Raw genomic sequence first — 20008 nt, forward strand, 5'->3', positions numbered from 1 at the left:
GAGAACTCAAGCTAGTATGGGGATCGCACTCCATTCAACGATACATAAATCGTTTTCATCTCTGTGTAGTACTGCAATGCGAGCTTGGAATTTTCCCGGCCGACACCCGATAACTTTGAGCCACCAACCGGAATTTCCACCGGCATAATGTTATAGGTATTGATAAAGCAGATTCCTGCTTCGAATTCCTTTGCTACACGATGGGCTCGCGTAAGGTCATCAGTGAATACGCCTGCCGCGAGACCGAACTCTGTCGAATTGGCTCGTATGACTACCTCCTCTTCGGTTTCGAATTCCAGCACTGACATGACGGGACCAAAGATTTCCTCCCGCGCTATCGTCATTTCGTCAGTCACATCAGCAAAAACCGTCGGCTGCACAAAAAAACCTGGCCTGTTCAACTGAAGCCCTCCGTAAACCAGTCGCGCGCCCTCCGCGAGGCCCCGGGCAATGTAGGCCTTCACTATCTCCAACTGGCGCTCGCTTACCATAGGTCCGAAGTTGACCTCAGGGTCCATCGGGTCGCCGATTTTAATCGATGCCAGTCTAGAGCACAATTTTTCAAGAAAGGCTGTCTTTATTCGCTTTTGCACGAAGACGCGAGTGCCATTAGAGCAGATCTGTCCTGATGAGAAGAAGTTTCCTAAGATGGCACCACTCACGGCATTCTCGAGATCCGCGTCGTCAAAAACGATCAGTGGAGATTTTCCGCCAAGTTCCATTGTGACGTGCTTCATCCCCTCGGCTGCAGCAGCGTATACTTTGCGCCCTGTCGAAACAGATCCGGTAAGGGACACTTTGGCGACGCGCCGATCGGCTACGAGGGCGGCTCCAACATCGCCGTATCCCTGCACAACATTGAAGATGCCCTTCGGGGCACCGGCTTCCAAGAGCACTTCCGCAAGCTTCAGTGCAGATAGCGGCGTAGTTTCAGAGGGCTTGAAAATCATGGCGTTGCCGCAAGCCAATGCCGGGGCCGCCTTGGAACAGGCGATTTGAATCGGATAATTCCAAGCGCCTATACCCACACATACGCCAAGCGGCTCCGGTACGGTAAAGGCAAAATCCCCATTCGCGAGAGTTATGTACTCACCAGTCAAACCAGCAGCCAATCCGCCAAAATACTCCAGTGCATCGGCTCCGATAGATGCATCTGCAACGAGTGTTTCCTGGATAGGTTTTCCGGTGTCGTGCGTCTCTAGTACAGAGAGGTCGTGATTGGTGGCACGCAATATTTCGGCTGCCCGGCGCAGAACACGTCCGCGCTCGGCGCCTGTCGCAGAGCCCCACTTTTTTTGCGCGCTCTTTGCTGATTGCAGCGCCTTTTCCACTATTTCTGGTGTGGCGGCGCTAAGTCGCGCGATTGTCTCGCCGTTTGCCGGATATATAACCTCGATCGGTTCCCCGCCTGCGCTCTCAACGTATTCTCCATCGATGAAGTGGCTGGCCTTGGGCTGAAATTTCATTCCGGTTGCACCTCGAGTTTACTATGCAAGCATGGGTCGGTTTAAGCGCTCCTATGCAGACGCACCTGCTGCTAGGTTAAGATCACCGGTATCACCCCTGGCTATGGTTGGGAGCGCAAAAAAAGTAATGCGGCTGGTGATTTTCTTTCGCCTGACGCGCGCCGAAAGCTCCACTATAAAGTCGACATCGAGGCGCACTGAGCAGGCTAATGTTATTTAGGGGCAACCCATCACCCGGCGTTGTACGCGTGGGGCTTTCACCCGCGACTGTGTCATCGTTGATTTCGTTGGTATGGTCGGGTATGCGGGGCCGCTTCGTTGGCGGATGGCCGGCGACACAAGGCTGTCACGCCTTCAGAAACGCCATGTCTGTTGATACGCTTTCATTACCGCCTCCCAAGGCGCCTAGGGTGCTGCGCGACCGTCGTGCGGCTGACTGGGTCGTGGCCGGCTTTGCGACCGCGCGGCACCCCAAATTGGGTCCAATGCAAAGGCCGCTGTCAGCGAGGTGAAGAGTAGTGAGTTAGCGGGCTTTGGGCGGCCGTCTCCGGCGCCATGCTGTTTGCCTATTGTGACGCTTACGTCATAGCGGGGCAGCGTGCAGTCGCTGACTTAGGCGAATATCTGCTTGGCTTCGGTCTTTTGCCCTGGAGGGGGCGGCGCTCTATCCTATATCGCTGCGCACGCTACAGCGACGTTGCCACGCTTCTCGGTCATCGGATCGGCGCAACTGTCCATTTGTCCCGCGGGGTGGCGGATCTAAAAGATGCTAGGGATCAGCGGTCGTTGACTGACAATTCCGCCTGCCACAGCTGACACGATCAAGTTAGGAGTAAGCTGCAACCATGATTATTTCGCCTGTCATGGTAATCGAGAAGGACTGGATAGATTACAACGGCCATCTAAACATGGCCTACTATCACGTTCTCTTTGACCGGTCCGGTGAGGATGCATTCGAGAAGATCGGGCTCGGCGCCAGGTACGCACGCACGCGCGCTTTGTCGAATTATTCTGCTGAAGTCCATGTCTGTTATGTCCGGGAACTCCACCTTGGACACAACGTCACTGCAACATTTCAGCTTCTGGACCACGACGAGAAGCGCTTGCACTTCTACCAAGAGCTTCGCCACATCGATGGATGGCTGGCCGCAACGTCGGAACAGCTATCCCTTCACGTCGACATGGCAGGTCCGAAGGTAGTGCCATTTCCCCCGGACATCCTTGCGAACCTGGAACAGGTGCAAGCCACCCACGCATCGCAGGGTGTCCCTGTCCGCGCCGGTCGAGCGATCGCGATCAAGAGGAGGGTGCACGAATGATCCTCCTCGGTCCGCGGACGATATCGACGGGGTTGCCGGCTTTTGGTTGAGTTCTGCCAGGCATAAGAAGGGAGCAGATGGCGCATTCGAAGGTGCGAGAAGGAGATTTACGCCTGGCGCCAACCGGATCTTCGTCGACTTGGCCGCCGCTACATCGCGGTCGCAGCCACTCGCTCCATCATTTCCGCCCGCTCATCGCAACTTCGAACATGCGCAGCCTGCATTCCGCAGTTAGAAGTCTTGTTCATGCATGGTCCGTACGTTGTGGAGCGATCTATGCAGATTTCCCCCCTTGTGAAGGCCGAGCAGCAAAAGCTCGAAACGTGCCATCGTAGAATTGGGCACCCTGGACAATCTTCAGCAGGTCCGGAATCAGTTCACCATCTGCAACTAGACTCTTGCTAGCTGCTTAGTCCTCCAAGGGCAGCCAGACGCCCTAAGTGGTGATCCGCATCGCCAAGCAATTTGTCGATCATGGTCACATGCTTAAAGTAGTGACCGATGCTGTACTCCATTGTCATTCCGATGCCGCCGTGGAGCTGGATCGATTGATTCCCGATCGCTTTCGCCGACCGGCAAATCTGGACCTTAGCCGCCGAAATCGCGCGCTCGCGCTCGGTCTCATCACTTTCGTCGAGCATAAGTGCAGCGTACATGGCCATCGAGCGCGACTGCTCCAACTCTACAAGCATGTCCACAGCCCGATGCTGCAACACCTGAAAGCTGCCGATTTTCCTACCAAACTGCTCTCGCGTTTTTAGGTAGTCGAGCGTGATCGCCTGCATTCTGCTAAATGCGCCGACAGCCTCTGCGCACAACGCTGCAATCGCCTCCTCGGCGACGCGGGAGATAACCGGGAAGGCATTAGCCGGGTCGCCGATGACATCGGCCGCATCAACTCGCACATGCTCGAGTGTTATATCAGCCGCACGCAGACCACTGTGTGTCGAATAACCACGACACTCAAGGCCCGGCGCATCAGCCTCAACCAGGAAAAGGCCAATACCATACTCTTGTCTGGTATCACCGCTCGTTCGAGCAGACACGATAATCTTATCGGCTGAATCGCCGTGCAGCACGAGCCCCTTTGTGCCGCTCAGTATCCAGCTGTCGCCATCTTTCGTCGCAAGCGTTTTAACATCGAAGAGGTCATAGCGAGACTTGGGCTCGAGGTAAGCAAAAGCAAACTTTGCCTGGCCCTGGGCGATGGCGGGAATAAGCGCCGCCTTTTGAGTGTGGCTGGCTCCATGACGGAGGATGCCGCCAGCAAGCACCACCGTCGCGAAATAGGGCTCAAGGATCAGCGCCTCGCCAAAGGCTTCCATCACGATCATGGTCTCAACCGGCCCACCGCCGAAACCACCATATTCTTCCGCAAACGGCATCGCTACAAGCCCGAGTTCGGCGTAGCTTGCCCACATCGTCTCGCTATATCCGCGCTTCTGAGCCCGATACCCGTTGCGATCGCCGAACCCATACTTGTCGAGCATCAGTCGCGAGACACTGTCCTTCAGCAGCCGCTGCTCTTCCGTAAGATCAAAATTCACTGGATTATGTCTCCTGAAACCAAGGCGAGATACGGTCGACCTCAGAAAGCTAGAGGCCGAGGATCGCCTTCGCGATAATGTTCTTCTGGATCTCGCTTGAGCCTGCGTAGATTGTGGCCGCGCGACTGTAGAAACAGGCAGGCACAATTGTCTTTGCCCCGTAGGCACCAAACGGCGAGCCGATACAGCTCTCACTATCGTCGTCCGACAATTCAGGAAGTGCGTAAGGGCCGAGGACATCCATGAGAAGCGACGTAGCATTCTGCTCGACTTCCGAGCCCCTCAACTTGAGAATTGAGCTAGTGGGGTCGTGTTCGCCTGCCTTTTGTTTCGACGCCTTTGCAACTACTCGCAGATACGTGATTTCAAATGCTTTCAGCTCAACTTCGAGTGCGGCAAGTTTCTTGCGGAAGCTCGGTTGATCAACTAGTCGCGTCCCGCCATCAAAACACTGTGCAGCAAGATCTTTGATCCACTGAATGCGCTCCTTGGTGATGCCAACGCCGGCGTCGATGACACGTTCGTTGTCGAGGACCACCTTGGTATAAGTCCATCCCTTGTTCTCTTCACCGATCAGGTTTTCGATCGGAACATGCACATCAGAAAAGAAGACCTCATTCACATCGTAACTGCCATCAATCATCTTGATCGGACGCACGGTGACACCAGGCGTCTTCATGTCGATTAGGAGGAATGAGATGCCCTCCTGCTTCTTCACATCGAGGTTGGTCCTGACCAGGCAAATGATCCAATCGGCATATTGAGCCCCGGTCGTCCAGATCTTTTGACCATTGACAATATAATGATCGCCATCGCGCACCGCGCGTGTTTTCAGCGATGCAAGGTCAGAGCCCGCTCCCGGCTCCGAGAAGCCTTGGCACCACCAATCGTCGGCGTTGATGATACGAGGCAGAAAGTATTTTCTCTGCGCCTCATTCCCAAATGTGTAGATGAGCGGACCGACAATGGAAGCGCCGTAGCCGAACAACATCCGGGCGGGAAATGCCTGCACCTCTTCTTCGAAAATATACTGCTGGATAGGAGACCATTCTGCTCCTCCGTATTCCCTTGGCCAACTTGGGACACCCTTCGAATGAAGGATCCTCGTTCCCGCTGCAATTTCGTCCTTTGACAATTGGCGGCCTTCCGAGAGTTTGCGGCGTGTCTCAGGTGGTACACCGTCCAGTAGGAGATGGCGCACTTCCTCGCGGAACGCCTGTTCTTCTTCTGCAAACACGAGGTCCATTGTGATCTCCAACTAGGTTAGACCGCGCACGGAGGGCCGGCAGGTCGGCGAGTATGCACCGCAAGGTCGCGGCCGAAGATAGGCGTCGTCCGCGATCGTTCAGGTCGCCAGCAGCGGATCTTGCTGCACGCCTCCAGGGGCAGCGTCGCTGAACAACTCCCCAGCCGCCGCGCACCATTTCCACCGAACCTAATCGGAAGCAAATGAACCACGCAGCGAACCGAGGAGTGCGACCTCCTTTAGCGACCAGCTAAAAGGAGAAACTGACCAATTCTTCAGTCGAGACCCTTGTAGCGCTCCTGAGCTTTATCAAGAGCACCGCGTAGCCCATGCTCTCTTATCGCCTTCTGCATTTCGCCATATTGTGGCATTGCTTGGGGCGACATAATTGCAATCTGCTCCAAATAGTAGTCCGTCGCAGTTTTCAACCCCTGCATCTCATAGACCCGGTTTAGATACATTTTGTGCATCTGCTGCATTTCACGCGGCATCGCGGCCATAAGTTTGGCCTTACGCTTGGTAGCTTCGTGCAATTCACCAGGTTCAACCACCTCAGTAACCAGGCCGATTTCTTTGGCTCGATGCGCAGAAACTTCACCTCCTGTGAGCATTATGTCCTTTGCTGTCTTCATATTAACAAGCCAGGGCAAGAACATGCACATCCCGCTAATTCCGTAGCGAAATTCATTGTAACCCATTTTCGTATCTGAACTTGCAATAGTAACATCACAAAACAATGAGAGTTCAAAACCTTTTCCGATAGCGACACTATGAACAGATGCAATAACGGGTTTGGTTATCCGCCAAGGCGTCGTGAATTCATCAAACTGTCTAAAGCCATATGTGCGCCACTCGAAAACGGATGACCAGGTATCTTCAGCATCTTCTTTAAGGTCATGTCCGGAACAAAAGCCCCTCCCGCTTCCGCGAATAACGATAACGTTTACGTTCTCGTCTTCATCCGCCTTGAGCAGACCGTCCCTGAGTTCAGCAATGAGGCGCTTATTCATTGCGTTAATTCTCTCTGGCCGATTGAGCGTCAACCAGCAAATGTGGTCGGCATCCACCTCATACAAAAGGTGCTGGTAGTCTGCGATACTCGCGATTTCAGAGTTCATGGGAACCTCGTTGGAAGTGGTTTTCAGCCGGCGCGCCAGGGGCACCCGCCGTGGAGAGCGTCCCCAAACCGAGTACGCAGCACGGTCATGTACAGATACCAGTTTTCCTCCAGGATGAGGTTCACAAAAAAATCACCTACCTGGTGAATTCCTAGCGAATTCAAACTGCTATGCAGTCTTTCCCCATTTCATGTCACATAGCTGAGCGTACCGCCAAACGGCCTTATTGGCGGTTCGCGTCCGTCGACACCCCGGAATTGCGGCGCGAGACCCGGCACCGCATTGGCATGCCCATGAGGCTTAGCTCATGCGGTTGCGCAACTTGTCTTCATCCAGATCGATGATGGCAGAGGCGGTGCAAAGATGTGGCCCAACGATTTTGTGCCCTTCTGTAAGACATATGGCGACGAGATGGACCGGTTCTTCATGGCCATATCAGCCGCTCCTTGGGGCGACTGGAATAGGGACCGCTAGGTGTGTCGAAGCGATGTCGCCGATAGCACCATGATCGTGGGCATGACGGAAGTGTCGCCGCCGCTTCGCCGGCCGTCCGGCTGATTTACAACATTCGGCATCGACGTCGAAGGCGACGCCATTTGATGGCAGGACTGCGAACTGTCGACCTGATTTGCGGTCAACCTCGGTCAGCGAAACTGGTCCGGTGGTGAAAGTCCCAGATCGCGACAGCGCTTTGTTTCGCAATGGCCGGCGTTCCACCGGACGAACCAATAGTGGCGTTGTCAATGACTAGGAAGTCGAGCGTGTGTCCCCTTCGAGCGCTCTTTGCTCAAGCCTCCTCTTTTGACGCTCATATCCGCCTCGGGAGTCGCATTCAGGTTGCGCAGCCGTGCCCGGCCGAAGGCTTCCGATGCACTATCTGAACCACCTGTGATGACAATTTGCACAATCCCTGCGTGTCATTCCGGTCCGTCATTGCGCTCAAAGCAGCCTTTGATATGGCAACTACCTCGCAAACCGCGTGTTAGGGTGATCCCCCCGCGTTCAGGACCGCGTCTGCGCGAGCGCACGGAATCTTCCGATGGTAGCGAAATATCCCGAGGCAAGCGTCTCTGAAGCTTGTCAGAAGGGGTGTGCATCGTCGAGGCCCCACACCGCCTTCGAACTCGCCACACGAGGCGCGGCGGTGACCGTCGTGGCGGTAAGGCATGGCCTCAGCGGCAATGCGTGGTGGTTCACCGGCAGCATGCAGGCGCGCCACGGTGCAAGCGTGAGAGTGCCGAGCAGCCGGTGCTGGATCTCGGACGCGGTCGACTAGTGTAGTGCGGCTCTGCTGGATCGGTTGACACGGCTGGGACGCCGGTCGTGGCCCAGCCGCAAGATACGTCGAACTGACTTGGTTCGTCAGTCGAAGTCGGGACATCGGCGTGTCGGTGAAGAAGAAATTGCGATGCTGGAGGCCGACTTCCCGGTAGCTTTCGCCGTGGATTGCTGTTTCCGATGAGATTCATCTCGACCCGCATCAGGCGATGGCAGTGCTTCGTGCCAGGCTGGCGGCGATGGGCATCCATCCCGCTTCTGCTGCAACGCCCGGCATGCCTCCGGCTCGATCGTCAGATCGACTGCACGGGAATGACAGCCACCGATGACGGGCTGCGCGGCGCTTGGGGCGAAATGCTGAGCGCCACAGCGGGCTGCCGAGATTGCTAAGTCTGATCAACACGGCTAACTGAGGCGAGATCCGAGGTGCGGATGGCCATCTGCCAGGCAGCAATGTTGCAGGAGAAGGCAGAGGATCCGCAACCATTGCGCCAACGTGGGCATTCGAACTCGTGCAAAAATCTCGCTTAAATGCTAAGCTGGATAGGTCCCTTTGGCGAGGACATGGTGTGCTTGGGGGAGGTAATGGTCCGTCGATATTATGATCTCCCTTCATTGACAGCTCTGGCAATTTTTGAAGCCTCCGCGAGACATCTGTCATTCAAGCTCGCAGCTTCCGAGCTCAACGTCACGCCGAGCGCTGTTAGCCACCAGATCAAGGTGCTTGAGGCAGAACTTGGAGTTGCGCTTTTTGTAAGGAACAAATCATCCGGGATCTCGCTCACCAGTCCGGGCGAGGATCTTTACGCGGTGCTCGCAAGCGGCTTTTCCCAGGCGTCTCAAATTGTCAGAACGATCAAGCGAGGTGATCGTCCCAAAAATGTGACTATTGCTTCATCAGATGGGTTCGCATCGATGTGGCTTATGCCGCGCATGCCTGACTTTTGGAAGAGATTTCCGGAAATTTCCGTGGACCACCTCGTGTCCAATGATACGCGTGATTACAAGCGGGCGGAGGTCGATCTGTGTATCCGCTACGGTTTAGGCTCATGGCAGGGCGAGATTGCGGAATTGTTGTTTCCCGATATGATATTTCCGGTGTGCGGCCCGGGCTACTTACAGGAGCACCGCGCTATCACATCCGAATCCCTACCTGAGCTTCCACTTCTGCACGTCAATTGGGTAGATGCAGACTGGAACGGGTGGGATGAGGTGTTCCGGCGGACTGGAATTCCTTATGGAACACTGCGAGGACCAAAGTTTAGCAAGATGTTCGGGACAATCCAGGCTGCCCTAGCCGACCAGGGTATCGCCATCGGATTGGATAGCTTGGTGAAGACGTTGATAGATGAGGGCAAGCTATGCAGGATAACTGACCTTGAGCTGCCTGCACCGGGAGATTGGTTTGTGACGTGGAGTGACAATAAAGCGCTCTCCCCAGAGGCGAAGTTGATGCGCTCATGGTTGCTGGAAATTTCTGCTAAGGAGCGCACTAACTAGTCTCACGCCGTCACTTCCTGGTTGCCACATGTCAGAGCCTCCAATGGACTCGACCGGTACCGATTCTATTCCCAGGCGACTTGGCGTTGATACTCACCGCATGGGTGCTCTCTCTGCGAATTGAATGGATTTTGCTGGGCTCGATCGCCCTATCTGGCGCCTGGTCGTTGAATGTTGGAAAGACGATGCGCGACCTGTTCAAGGTTCGCGACGAAACGGGCCGCAAGCAAGATCGTGACGAAGGTTTTCGCCGCCGCAAGAAAATGCTGGCAGGAACAGGGTAAGTGCCCCTTCGAATAGTTGCACAAGCCGATCCTGCAAATCTCACTACCTTCCTTCGCTCGGGAATTCGCCGGGCGGAAGATCGCGTCAATCTCGTTGCCCAATTCCAAGGCGGGCACCTGGAAAGCTAGCTGAGAAGTAGGCGTCGACAACGCCGACTACCGATTCAGGAAGAGTGCACGGGGAGCGCCCTCATATTGCCGGGGGATGTCCTCGCCGGACTCGGCGCGCAAGATGCATAGTCGTGCCGGCTCCGCGGATGGTTCGGCAGGAGGAACGCGGCGTTGGCCCTTGGTGAGATAGGCGTAACTCGCCGGATGTCGCCAACGACTCCCACCGCAGGTCATGCCTTGATATCCTTTGTTCGCTCGAGGTCAAAAGCCGCTTGCTTCGCCGGAGCATTGCTTGCAGTCGATGGTGTGCTTAACCGCTTAGCCCATGCGCTCAGAAGCGTAGCTTCCCGGGCTTGCCGGAAAAACGACGGTTCGATGGCGGTTCAGAAATACGCGGTGATGGATATGGGCGTGGATGGCGCGCGCCAGAACCTGGCTTTCGACGTCGCGGCCGATCGAGACGTAGTCATCCGCTGACTGCGCATGGGTGACGCGCACCGTGTCCTGCTCGATGATCGGACCTTCGTCGAGATCGGCGGTAACATAATGCGCGGTTGCGCCGATAAGCTTAACGCCGCGCCCGTAGGCCTGCTTGTACGGGTTGGCGCCCTTGAACGAGGGTAGGAATGAGTGATGGATGTTGATGATGCGGCCCGACATCTTCTTGCACATGGCATCAGACAGGACCTGCATGTAACGGGCAAGCACTATCAGTTCGGTGCCGGTCTGCTCGACAATGTCGAGGATTTGGGCCTCGGCCTGCGCCTTGTTCTCCTTGGTTACCTTGATGTGGTGGAAGGGAATGTCGTGATTGACCACGACCTTCTGGTATTCGAAATGATTGGAAACGACGCCAACGATGTCGATCGGCAGGGCGCCGATTTTCCAGCGGTAGAGCAGGTCGTTGAGGCAATGGCCGAACCGCGAGACCATCAGCAGCAGCTTCATGCGCGTGGTGGCATCGTGGATCTCAGCGTCCATCGCAAACTTCTCGGCGATCGGCTTTAGGCCTTCCACCAGATCGGCCAGGCCAATACCCTCCTCGGAGAGGAAGGACACGCGCATGAAGAATTTGCCGGTGTCGAGATCGTCGAACTGCGAACTGTCGACAATGTTACAGCCTTGGTCGGCCAGGAAAGTAGCTATCGCGGCGACGATACCTCGAGTTGATATGCATGAGACCGTTAGTACGTAGTGGGCCATTTCAAACTCACTTTGCAAAAGACCGGGCGCTGCTCGCACGGACATGTTCTCAGGGGCTAGCCGTGATTGATGCAAACTACCTTTGGCTGAGTCATCTCCTCGTAGGCAAAGCGAACACCTTCTCTGCCCATACTGCCGTATTTGAAGCCCCCGAAGGGCATGGCATCGAAACGATAGTCCGACGAATCGTTGATCATCACGCCGCCGGCCTCGATCCTTCTTGCCGCCTCAAGCGCGACAGAGAGATTGCTGGTAAATATGCCGGCATGCAGGCTGTATTCCGGAACGTTGGCCATCTCGATGGCTTCATCAAGCGTATCGAAGGGAGCAAGCATCACGACCGGCGCGAACACTTCCTCTTGCCATAGCCGGCAGGTCTGAGGCGTGCCTTCCAGCACAGTCGGATGGTAGAGGGAGCCCTCGCGGTGGTGTCCGCACAACAATTTCGCACCCGCGTCAATCGCCTCATTGACTGCCGCCTCGACGCGTTCCACGGCCTCTCTGGAGATCATCGGACCGACGTCGGTATCCTCGCGCGACGGATCGCCTGCCTTCAACTTTTTCGCTGCCGCGACAAAGGCATCGCGGTATCGGTCATAGAGTGCCGCCTGCACTAAAATGCGCTGGGCTCCGATGCAGTTTTGCCCAGCGGCCCAGAATGCACCCGAGACGGATCCTTCAACCGCTTTGTCGAAGTCGCAATCATTCATGACGATGACAGGCGCATTGCCGCCGAGTTCCATCGCTAGTTTCTTGAGCCCTGCCGAGCGACTGATGGCCTCTCCGGCAGCAAATCCCCCCGTGAACGACACCATACGAACGTCGCGTGCGGCGACCAGGGCCTTGCCGAGATCTGTACCACCAACCGCAATGGTTATGACGTCTTCTGGCAAGCCTGCATCGCGCAATGCTTCGACGAGGCTGATCGCCGAAAGCGGCGTCAGCTCCGATGGCTTCAGCAAAACAGCATTGCCGCCGGCGACCGCGGGACCGAGCTTGTGAGCCACAAGGTTCAGCGGATCATTGTAGGGGGTAATGGCGGTGATGATCCCGAGCGGTTCACGCGTGAACCAACCCTGCCTTTGTTCTGATCCAACATACGCATCGAAGGGCACGATCTCGCCGGCATTACGCTTTGCTTCCTCAGCCGAGAGCTGTAGCGTGTTGACGCAGCGCAGGACCTCCTTGCGCGCCTGAACAATGGTCTTTCCAGCCTCCCGGACGATGGTATCGGCGAAGGCGTCGCGACGGCGCTCGACAATCCTTGCAGCGTCTTCAAGGATGCTCGCGCGCCGGTGCCTTGGCAGGTTGCGGGAAAGCTCGGCCCCGCGTCTGGCGCGTGTCAAGAGGTCACCGATCTCGCTTGCATCCGCAGCGTCGACCGTTCCCACAAGCGACCCGTCATAGGGGCTGTATACGGGTATGGCCGCCAAGCCGGTTGTGATATGCAGTTGAGCAGCGGTCATAGGCAAGCTTCTTCTCTAATGATGCGCCGCATGCGCGGCTGCTAAGTCTCTAGTCAGAGCAGCGGTGCAAGGGCCCCATCCTATCTTCACTTGATGCATTCAGTTGATTGCCACCTGAGCCTTTGTGATAGCGGCCGGACCCCTTAGGCCGTCGTCCCCTCTCAGATTTTCTGGCCGTCGCGAACGAGTTCATCCATAACAAAGCGGACGGCGCTTTCAGCGATTGCAACGATCTCTTCGATTTCTGACCTGGTTGTTACGAGCGGCGGCGCAAAGCCCAGAATGTCCCCGTGCGGCATGGCGCGAGCGACAAGCCCCCGGTCTCGGGCAGCCTTTGAGATCCGCGCGCCAACCTTTAGCGACGGGTCGAAACGCTTCCTTTGGTCCCGATCGGCCACAAACTCGATTGCGCCCATGAGGCCAACGCCGCGCACTTCGCCGACGATCGGCAACTGGGCGAATTTCTCCTTCAACTGCGCTTGGAAAAATGCTCCAACGTCATGAGCATTGCCAGGGAGGTCTTCTTTCTCGACGATGTCGAGAACCGCGTTGGCCGTGGCGGCGCCGATCGGATGACCCGAGTAGGTATAGCCGTGAGAGAATGCGCCAACCCTGTCAGCGCCGTCTTCCATCACCTTGTAGACCTTTTCGCCAACGATCGCCGCGGAGAGCGGGAAGTAGGCAGAGGTGAGACCCTTCGCGACCGTAATCAGGTCGGGCTCGATGCCATAGTGCTGCGAGCCGAACATCGACCCCGTTCGGCCAAAGCCGGTGATCACTTCGTCGGCGATGAGGAGCACGTCGTGCTTCTTTAGCACCCGTTGGATCGCCTCCCAATAGCCTTCTGGCGGAGGCGTGATGCCGCCTGTGCCGAGCACAGGCTCGGCGATGAAGGCGCCGACATTGTCGGGACCCAGGCGTTCGATCAGCTCGTCAAGCTCGACGGCTCGTCGCGCGGAAAATTCGCGTTCGGTTTCGCCCGGGGTTGCGCCCCAATAGTGATGAGGCACCCCGGTATGGATGATCTGCGGCAGCGGCAGGTCCATATGGTCGTGATAGAAGCTCATGCCGGTCATCGAGCCGGAGACGACACTGCAACCGTGATAGCCGCGCTCACGCGAGATAATCTTCTTCTTGGAGGGCTTGCCGCGCAGGTTGTTGTAGTACCAGACCAGCTTGGCCTGGGTCTCGTTGGCGTCCGAGCCGGACATGCCATAGAATACCTTGCTCATTTTGCCAGGCGCCATCTTCACGAGACGATCGGAAAGGATCGCAAGCTCATCGGTCGTGTGCGCTGCATAAGAGTGGTAGTAGGCAAGGCGATAGGCCTGGCGCGAGATTGCTTCTGCCACTTCGGTGCGGCCGTAGCCGACATTGACGCAGTAGAGGCCGGCAAAGCCATCGATCAACTGCTTGCCGTGGGCATCCTGGATGCGGATGCCCTTGCCCGTCTCCATGATGGTCGGCTCGCCCAGCTTTCCGCTCGCAAAGTCCTTCAGCTGCGTGAAAGGATGCAGGACAGAGTTGCGGTCCTTTTCGCTTATGTCCTGGATGTTTATGGTCATTTTGAACTCCCTTTCGCTGCGGCATCTGCGACGAATTTTTCTGGTCTCTGAACTGTCGACAAGCCCCATACGCTTCAGTCGGAAGCATGCTCTGCCTACAGGAGGCCTACACGTTCTCCGCTCGAGCCTCTACTCCACACCAAGCCGCGGCAAACAAAGCGATAGCCTTTGTAACCCGCAACAGGGACGGCAAATTCACGCGCTCATCAACGGCATGGATGTGTTCGGCAATTGGTCCGTAAACCAGGCTGGTCATGCCGCCGTGTAAGGCAAAGACAGCGGCATCGAGATAGCAAGGCATTACGAAGCGTTGAAGTTCTCGTTCGGAACTGTCGGCGAGGAAGTGTGCTCTTGCCAGAAGCGCTTCTGCTTCGCTTCCGGGCGCAAGAACATACCCACCCTGCTTCACACCAACCCACTCGATGTTCGGCTCAGGGCATCCTTTCAGCTGCGGATCTTCCAAGAAGGCTTTTTTGACAAAGCTCTCAAAGCTTACCGCGCGCGCCTCCACGATGTCGCCGGGATAGAAGCCAATGCGGCCTTCAAAGCGGCACTCACTTGGCACCGAGGCGAGCCACTCGCCTCCCGATATCGTGCCAATTGTCAAAGCTATTGGGTTATCGACGCCGGCGAAATCGGGCTGAGAAACCGGTCGCTCTGCAAGCCACTTTTGTTCGAGCTGGCGAAGATGCTCGATAGTCCGAACGGCGATGTCGATTGCGCTCCTGCCGGAGGCGACCTCAAGTGGGTGAGCGGGAACCCCCTGAACCGTGATAGCAAATTTCATGACCCCGGTATTCGCGCTGACAACCTTCTCATCGGTGGGCTCCGAGATGAGAACGGCATCGGCGCGGAAACCCTCCGCCAGAACCATTGCCGCACCGTTACCCGTGGTCTCTTCCTCGATGACCGACTGAAATTGGACCGCACCCTTCAGGTCAAAGCCTGCGGCTGCAAGCGCATCGAGCGCAAACAGGTTTGCAGCCAGGCCAGCTTTCATGTCACCCGCACCGCGGCCATAGAGCCAATCTCCGTCGCGAGTGGCCGAAAACGGTTCGTATCTCCAACTGGCGCTTGTACCGACCGGCACAACATCGACATGTGCGTTGAGTGCCAGAGACCTACCGCCTTCTCGCGGTGGCTGCTTGCAGCCAACAACAATGGTAGATTCTTTGAGTTCAAACCTGGTCGGTGAGAAAGCCGGATCCTTGCCGATGCGAGCTGGATCGATCGCGAAGCTGCGAACGTCATAGCCACGTTCTTCGAGCGCGTTGGAGACAATTTTTTGAACACTGGCTTCTTTGCCTCGAAGCGAGGCAGCACGCACCAGCAGTGTCAAAAACTCTACCTGCTCATCAAAGCGATTCTCAACCGCTTTGATGATGCGCTCGATATCGGCCGGCGCCAATGAAGATCTGTCGAGTGCAACCTCAATAGCGGGATGCCGCAAAGATGTGGGCTCGTTCACGTTTGCTCTCCTGAATCTTTCAGAAGATATCGCCGCCTGTGCGCAGCGCAAAGCTACCGTTTGATATCCAAATGCCAGTTTCTTTGCGCAAAGTGCTATGGGGAAATAGACACCATGCTGCGGCTGCGCCGACGATCTCGTTTCAGCTATCCCGCTTCACCGAGCCGGGGGGCACATGCCAGCCACACGTCGGCAACAAAGAAGGTCTACTTCGTCCGGGCGGTCCACACGACCAAGGCGTTCGGATCAATAGTTTTCGACCAGAATGATAACCTGGTTACGGAGGGTGGTGGTGTTGAGTCGACGAGAGCGCAACTCGTGCGGCGATGCGTTCGAAAATGTCAGGCGAATGAGGGTTGGCAGTCAAAAATTAAGCTGCGGGCAAGCGCTCATACGGCGGCAAGCAGAATACTGGTTTCAGTCGAGGCAACTCCGTCAATACTGCGTATTTCTCGCAGTGCACGATCCAGATCTACAAGGCTTTCAGCGCGAAGTTCCGCGATGTAATCCCAGACGCCGTTCGTCGTGTAAAGCGAGACAACCTCCGGAACCCCATTGAGGGCCTTAATGAGCGCGGCGGGCTTCTTGCTTGAGGTCCTTACACCCATCACCGCGCGCAAAATCGTCTCGTCCACCTCTTGTCGAGTGCGCACCGTGAACCCGCGGACCGCGCCGGACGATATCAAGCGATCAAGCCGCTTCTGGACTGTCCCTCTTGAGGCCTGCAGCTTCTCTGCAAGGGCCGCTATAGGCATTCGCCCATCCAGCCTGAGGAGCGCAATCAGCCGCCTATCAAAATCGTCCATCGCACCACTCACAACGCAACCTGTCGATTTTAATAGCGCAATCTGCCAGGAATTACTAGCATTTAGTGAGCAAAGCTCACCTTTACGCTATGCATGACGCCAGAATATGATCCTGAAAATCAACGCTTTAGAGGAACCGCATTTTGACACCCAAAATCCAGTTCATCTGATTGAGCTGTTGGTAGGTTTGTTAGGGGTTATATATATGAACAGCAAGCTGGAGATACGTCTCGAATCTGAGTTCTTTTCAGAAGAAGCATTGTCTTCCTTTTTAGAGTTACTGATAACAGCTCCGTTTATATGCCTGCTTTTAGCTTTTCTGACGCATAACGCACACCAATCCAATGAACTGACGTCTGAGGCGGCCTTTCCGCATAGCGTTTCGATCGTGCTTCCGTCGCGCTGATACCAGGCCATCTGGAATAATTGAGCTTCGCCGCAGCTGCTGCGCCGGGGAATACCAAGCTCGGATCAGCAGGAATTCGGCGACGACCTGCTGATGAAACATCGCGTCGTGGCTTTGCCGAGTGCGGTCGCATCATACAGCCGTAATATCAGTTGGTTGCGAGCATGGCGGCCGGTCCTTACAGGCCTAGATTCCAGGAATGCCCCCCGACACAAGCCTCGATCCCCGGTCGGACAATAACCATGTGGCGTGGGCAACCTGAAGATAACCGAATCACCCGCGCTTGATGACGGCTTTGGCTGGGTCACCTGATGGGCAGTGCGACCCTTGACCTAATTCGCTCCTGGCTTCATCGCCAGCAATGACTTTTAGAATGCGATCAAACGCCATCGCAGCTTGGTTGCGTCTGCGGAAACCGAAGCCGCGGAGGTCCCCGCGCTGGAGTGCAGCTATCAGTTCCCGAAGTTCAGATGAAAGAAGTTCAATTTCTTCATCCCAGTCCAGTTTAGGCACACAGCTCAGCCAAATCCTGCCTATCTCGAAATAAAGCCGCTCAGTTATTTCTCTCGCTCTAATATTTGAAATGGTGCTTGCAAGCGTTTCCTCGATGTCGCGATGTATCCTACCTAGCAAATGAACGTCGCGATTGGCGTAGAGCTGTTCGGCCTCATTTGCCAATCGTTGGAGTGACCGGATGGTCTCAGCAGGAATTGGTGTCTCTATAAATCTGTAAAGATTCTCAGCCAGAACCATTCTTACTTCATATATCTGACTGAGAATTTTTGAGTCAACGTCCGTTACCGTGGTATAGGAACCTTGAGACCGAACTAGAAGGTGCTCGAATTCAAGGCGCTGAAGCACTTTCCGGAGTGGCGTCCGACTGATCCCGAACTCAGCAGCCAGAGTGTTTTCCGACAACTTTGTTCCCGGCGAATACTCTAGCAGAGCAATACGATTTCGAAGGATCTCATAAATCCCCGATATCTCATTGAAGGATTGATCAGATTCTACAACGTTCACTGCTTGGCGAGATCCTCTAGCTGAGCAATCCCAAGAGCCAACCTGAGCGGGGGTTACTAAACCTCGGCCAGTTCTCTCGGCGACTTGGTCAAAAATACACCACCGGACTTCTCAACCAACACACAATCAGACAAGAAATTGTCGTTGCCCGCGCCATCCGTAATCCATGTAAGCAGATGGAATACCATTCCTTCGCATATCTGGACAGTGCTGGCGCCATGGATACTGTTTACACCGGGGCCACCGGTCCAGGTCGGAGGAAATGATATGCCGACCGTGTAACCGCAATGCTGGAGCCTTGGAACCGCCTTGGATGAATCAAGATGAGCCCGCCATGCAGCATGGACATCTGACGCGAGCGCTCCGGGCTTGAGCGCATTTAGGGCCTTGGTGTGGGCCTGGTTGCTGATTTCGGAAAGCTTCCTTGCCGACGCAGGAGCCTGGCCGACATAGCCGGTCCGAGCCATCGGCGCGTGATATCTATCAATACAGCCCGAAAGCTCCAGGAGGAATGAGTCGCCTGTCTTGAGCTCGCGGGACGTCCACGTGGTGTGCGGTTCGCATATCCTGTCTACGGACCTGATAAATGGGGGGAAACCGGGAGACTGTCCGCCGGCAGCAATCATGGCCCTGTAAACTTCGGCCGCGACGGAATTTTCCGTAACACCATTGCCAGCTGTGTCAATTCCAGCAGCGATCATGGTGTCGGAGATTCGAGCCGCGCGTTTGATCTGTTCGATCTCAAAGGGCGACTTGACCATACGCATCTCTTCGACAATGCCCGATGAGTCGAGAAACTCTGCGTTAGGAAGGGACACGCGAAGAGGAGCCTCGATTGCAACGTTGAAGGCGCTGTTCCTTTGCAAAGCTACACGCGGGCTGTTGCCGGCGAGCGCGATCAGTTGCGACCCGATTGCGGCCGCCACGTCGTCATTGTCGGCATATCCAATGAATTGGACACCTTTTGCTTGCCGCAGGATGGTGGGCGTTTCGATGCTTCTCGCGAAGAGCACCGGCGTACCCTTGGCTGGAACCAGGAGCGCATGCAGGCAGAAGTAGCCCTCATAGTCGAGGCCAGCTAGGTAGTAGATGCTCTCGGGGCTGGTAAATATCGCAACGTCTATGCGGCGCTCCCGACAAGTATCCTGCACCTTAGCGAGCCGGCGTTCGCGCTCGGCGAAAGCTTGATCTACAATTTTGCCCAATTGAGTATTCCTTCCGTGTCCATGTTATTTTGCGCATAGAATTTTTGTTGGCATGGCCCCGGTGGCGGGTTCGGGGTTACCGTTGAAGACTTGCCCGCGGAACGACTTAAGGCGCCCGCTTGGCGGTCCGTGCACTGAGATGCCGATATGAAACTATTCCTGCCATTGCGCCGTCGTGGATGTCTGAACGCAGATCGCTGGCGAAAGGTCTTTCCATCGTAGGTCTTGCCAACCATGTCGAACCTGATCAGCGGATCTCAATCGAGACACCTGCTGACTTCCGACCACCTAGTACAGCAGTGTCCAGCGCCCTCAACGGGCATGTTTATGAGACTAACATACCAACGACTTGTGTACAAGATGGCGTAGGGTGTGTAGCAGGACTTTTGTTGGTCTCATTGTCGGCTCGCTACCTGAGCCAGGATAGTCCCCATCCAGAACTGGCGGTTTCAGAGTGAATGCCCTTCAAATGCGCTCGAAAGGCCAAATCTTGGAAATGTCGCACCGCGATCAGCGCCTTTGTCGACAAGTGTCTGCGTGGAGAGAGATTGCCTAGACCGTGTCGCATTGTGATCATGCTTGTGCACAAGCGGAGAAGGAAAGAAAGACCGGCTTAATCCTAGCCAGCCTGGACTTTCAGGCTGGACCAGGCACCACCATTGGTGTTCGGATTTAGGCCCCAAGGATAGTTCGGCGTTGGGTCCTATCGGCCCCTCTTCGCTTATCTACGACCGAGCAGATGGCGGAGAGTCAGCAAACAATGCTGCCAAAAAGCGGCTGGTTTGGACCTCGAGGCCTGATAGAACGATTCGAGTTCGAGGCTGGTTCGACTGGGCTTAGGTCGGGGATCGCGGACATCCCACGCGGCTTGAGTCTCGAAAGCGTTTGGGCAACCCATTTGAGCCTGGTTCTGCTGACTGGATTTCATCGGTTGCTCCTCGCGGGGTGGGGTTGCCACGAGGGTTCGTGAAGCCAACTGCATGAATGACAGATAGAGAAC

General features: G+C 55.8%; 15 protein-coding genes. 4 read left to right on the forward strand and 11 right to left on the reverse strand.

What is annotated here, in order from left to right; translation table 11 throughout:
* Nucleotides 1-11: 11 nt before the first annotated feature.
* On the reverse strand, nucleotides 12-1466 hold the full coding sequence (gene betB, locus AC1RZR_RS36405; RefSeq protein ID WP_481829779.1) for a betaine-aldehyde dehydrogenase: 1455 nt from the start codon (nucleotides 1464-1466) through the stop codon (nucleotides 12-14).
* An 845-nt stretch (nucleotides 1467-2311) separates the two neighbouring features.
* On the opposite strand from betB, the gene AC1RZR_RS36410 reads away from it, so the two are divergent.
* Nucleotides 2312-2785 (forward strand): thioesterase family protein, encoded by a 474-nt coding sequence (locus tag AC1RZR_RS36410; protein WP_481829780.1) that lies wholly within the window; start codon nucleotides 2312-2314, stop codon nucleotides 2783-2785.
* Nucleotides 2786-3186: 401 nt separating this feature from the next.
* On the opposite strand, the gene AC1RZR_RS36415 is transcribed toward AC1RZR_RS36410, so the two are convergent.
* From AC1RZR_RS36415 to AC1RZR_RS36425, 3 genes are all read right to left on the reverse strand, one after another.
* Entirely contained in the window at nucleotides 3187-4332 is a 1146-nt protein-coding gene (locus tag AC1RZR_RS36415; protein WP_481829781.1) for an acyl-CoA dehydrogenase family protein, read from the reverse strand.
* Nucleotides 4333-4381: 49 nt separating this feature from the next.
* Complete coding sequence (locus AC1RZR_RS36420) at nucleotides 4382-5578, reverse strand: acyl-CoA dehydrogenase family protein (RefSeq protein ID WP_481829782.1); 1197 nt, start codon at nucleotides 5576-5578, stop codon at nucleotides 4382-4384.
* A 275-nt stretch (nucleotides 5579-5853) separates the two neighbouring features.
* On the reverse strand, nucleotides 5854-6696 hold the full coding sequence (locus tag AC1RZR_RS36425; protein WP_481829783.1) for an enoyl-CoA hydratase/isomerase family protein: 843 nt from the start codon (nucleotides 6694-6696) through the stop codon (nucleotides 5854-5856).
* Between the two features lie 1893 nt (nucleotides 6697-8589).
* On the opposite strand from AC1RZR_RS36425, the gene AC1RZR_RS36430 reads away from it, so the two are divergent.
* Together AC1RZR_RS36430 and AC1RZR_RS36435 are read left to right on the forward strand one after the other, a co-directional pair.
* Nucleotides 8590-9474, forward strand: a complete 885-nt coding sequence (locus tag AC1RZR_RS36430; protein WP_481829784.1) for a LysR substrate-binding domain-containing protein — start codon at nucleotides 8590-8592, stop codon at nucleotides 9472-9474.
* Between the two features lie 86 nt (nucleotides 9475-9560).
* Nucleotides 9561-9758, forward strand: coding sequence for a hypothetical protein (locus AC1RZR_RS36435; RefSeq protein ID WP_481829785.1), 198 nt, complete (start codon nucleotides 9561-9563; stop codon nucleotides 9756-9758).
* 429 nt (nucleotides 9759-10187) lie between these two features.
* On the opposite strand, the gene purU is transcribed toward AC1RZR_RS36435, so the two are convergent.
* The 5 genes from purU to AC1RZR_RS36460 all read right to left on the reverse strand — a co-directional run bounded on the left by purU (nucleotide 10188) and on the right by AC1RZR_RS36460 (nucleotide 16377).
* Complete coding sequence (purU, locus tag AC1RZR_RS36440; RefSeq protein WP_481829786.1) at nucleotides 10188-11072, reverse strand: formyltetrahydrofolate deformylase; 885 nt, start codon at nucleotides 11070-11072, stop codon at nucleotides 10188-10190.
* A 56-nt stretch (nucleotides 11073-11128) separates the two neighbouring features.
* Complete coding sequence (locus AC1RZR_RS36445) at nucleotides 11129-12538, reverse strand: aldehyde dehydrogenase family protein (protein WP_481829787.1); 1410 nt, start codon at nucleotides 12536-12538, stop codon at nucleotides 11129-11131.
* Between the two features lie 161 nt (nucleotides 12539-12699).
* A complete protein-coding gene (locus AC1RZR_RS36450) occupies nucleotides 12700-14103 on the reverse strand; it encodes an aspartate aminotransferase family protein (RefSeq protein ID WP_481829788.1) in 1404 nt (467 codons plus the stop codon).
* A 106-nt stretch (nucleotides 14104-14209) separates the two neighbouring features.
* Nucleotides 14210-15571 carry an ArgE/DapE family deacylase gene (locus AC1RZR_RS36455; protein ID WP_481829789.1) on the reverse strand — a complete coding sequence of 454 codons (1362 nt, stop codon included), beginning with the start codon at nucleotides 15569-15571 and terminating at the stop codon, nucleotides 14210-14212.
* Nucleotides 15572-15960: 389 nt separating this feature from the next.
* On the reverse strand, nucleotides 15961-16377 hold the full coding sequence (locus AC1RZR_RS36460) for an Lrp/AsnC family transcriptional regulator (protein ID WP_481829790.1): 417 nt from the start codon (nucleotides 16375-16377) through the stop codon (nucleotides 15961-15963).
* 106 nt (nucleotides 16378-16483) lie between these two features.
* Here AC1RZR_RS36460 and AC1RZR_RS36465 point away from each other — a divergent pair, with 106 nt between their 5' ends.
* Nucleotides 16484-16783 (forward strand): hypothetical protein, encoded by a 300-nt coding sequence (locus AC1RZR_RS36465; protein WP_481829791.1) that lies wholly within the window; start codon nucleotides 16484-16486, stop codon nucleotides 16781-16783.
* A gap of 273 nt (nucleotides 16784-17056) precedes the next feature.
* On the opposite strand, the gene AC1RZR_RS36470 is transcribed toward AC1RZR_RS36465, so the two are convergent.
* The gene (locus AC1RZR_RS36470; protein WP_481829792.1) at nucleotides 17057-17803 is read right to left on the reverse strand and encodes a GntR family transcriptional regulator; all 747 of its coding nucleotides are present in this window, start codon (nucleotides 17801-17803) and stop codon (nucleotides 17057-17059) included.
* A 56-nt stretch (nucleotides 17804-17859) separates the two neighbouring features.
* A complete protein-coding gene (locus AC1RZR_RS36475) occupies nucleotides 17860-19008 on the reverse strand; it encodes a M24 family metallopeptidase (RefSeq protein ID WP_481829793.1) in 1149 nt (382 codons plus the stop codon).
* Nucleotides 19009-20008 lie beyond the last annotated feature (1000 nt).

It is taken from the genome of Mesorhizobium bavaricum (assembly GCF_056781655.1).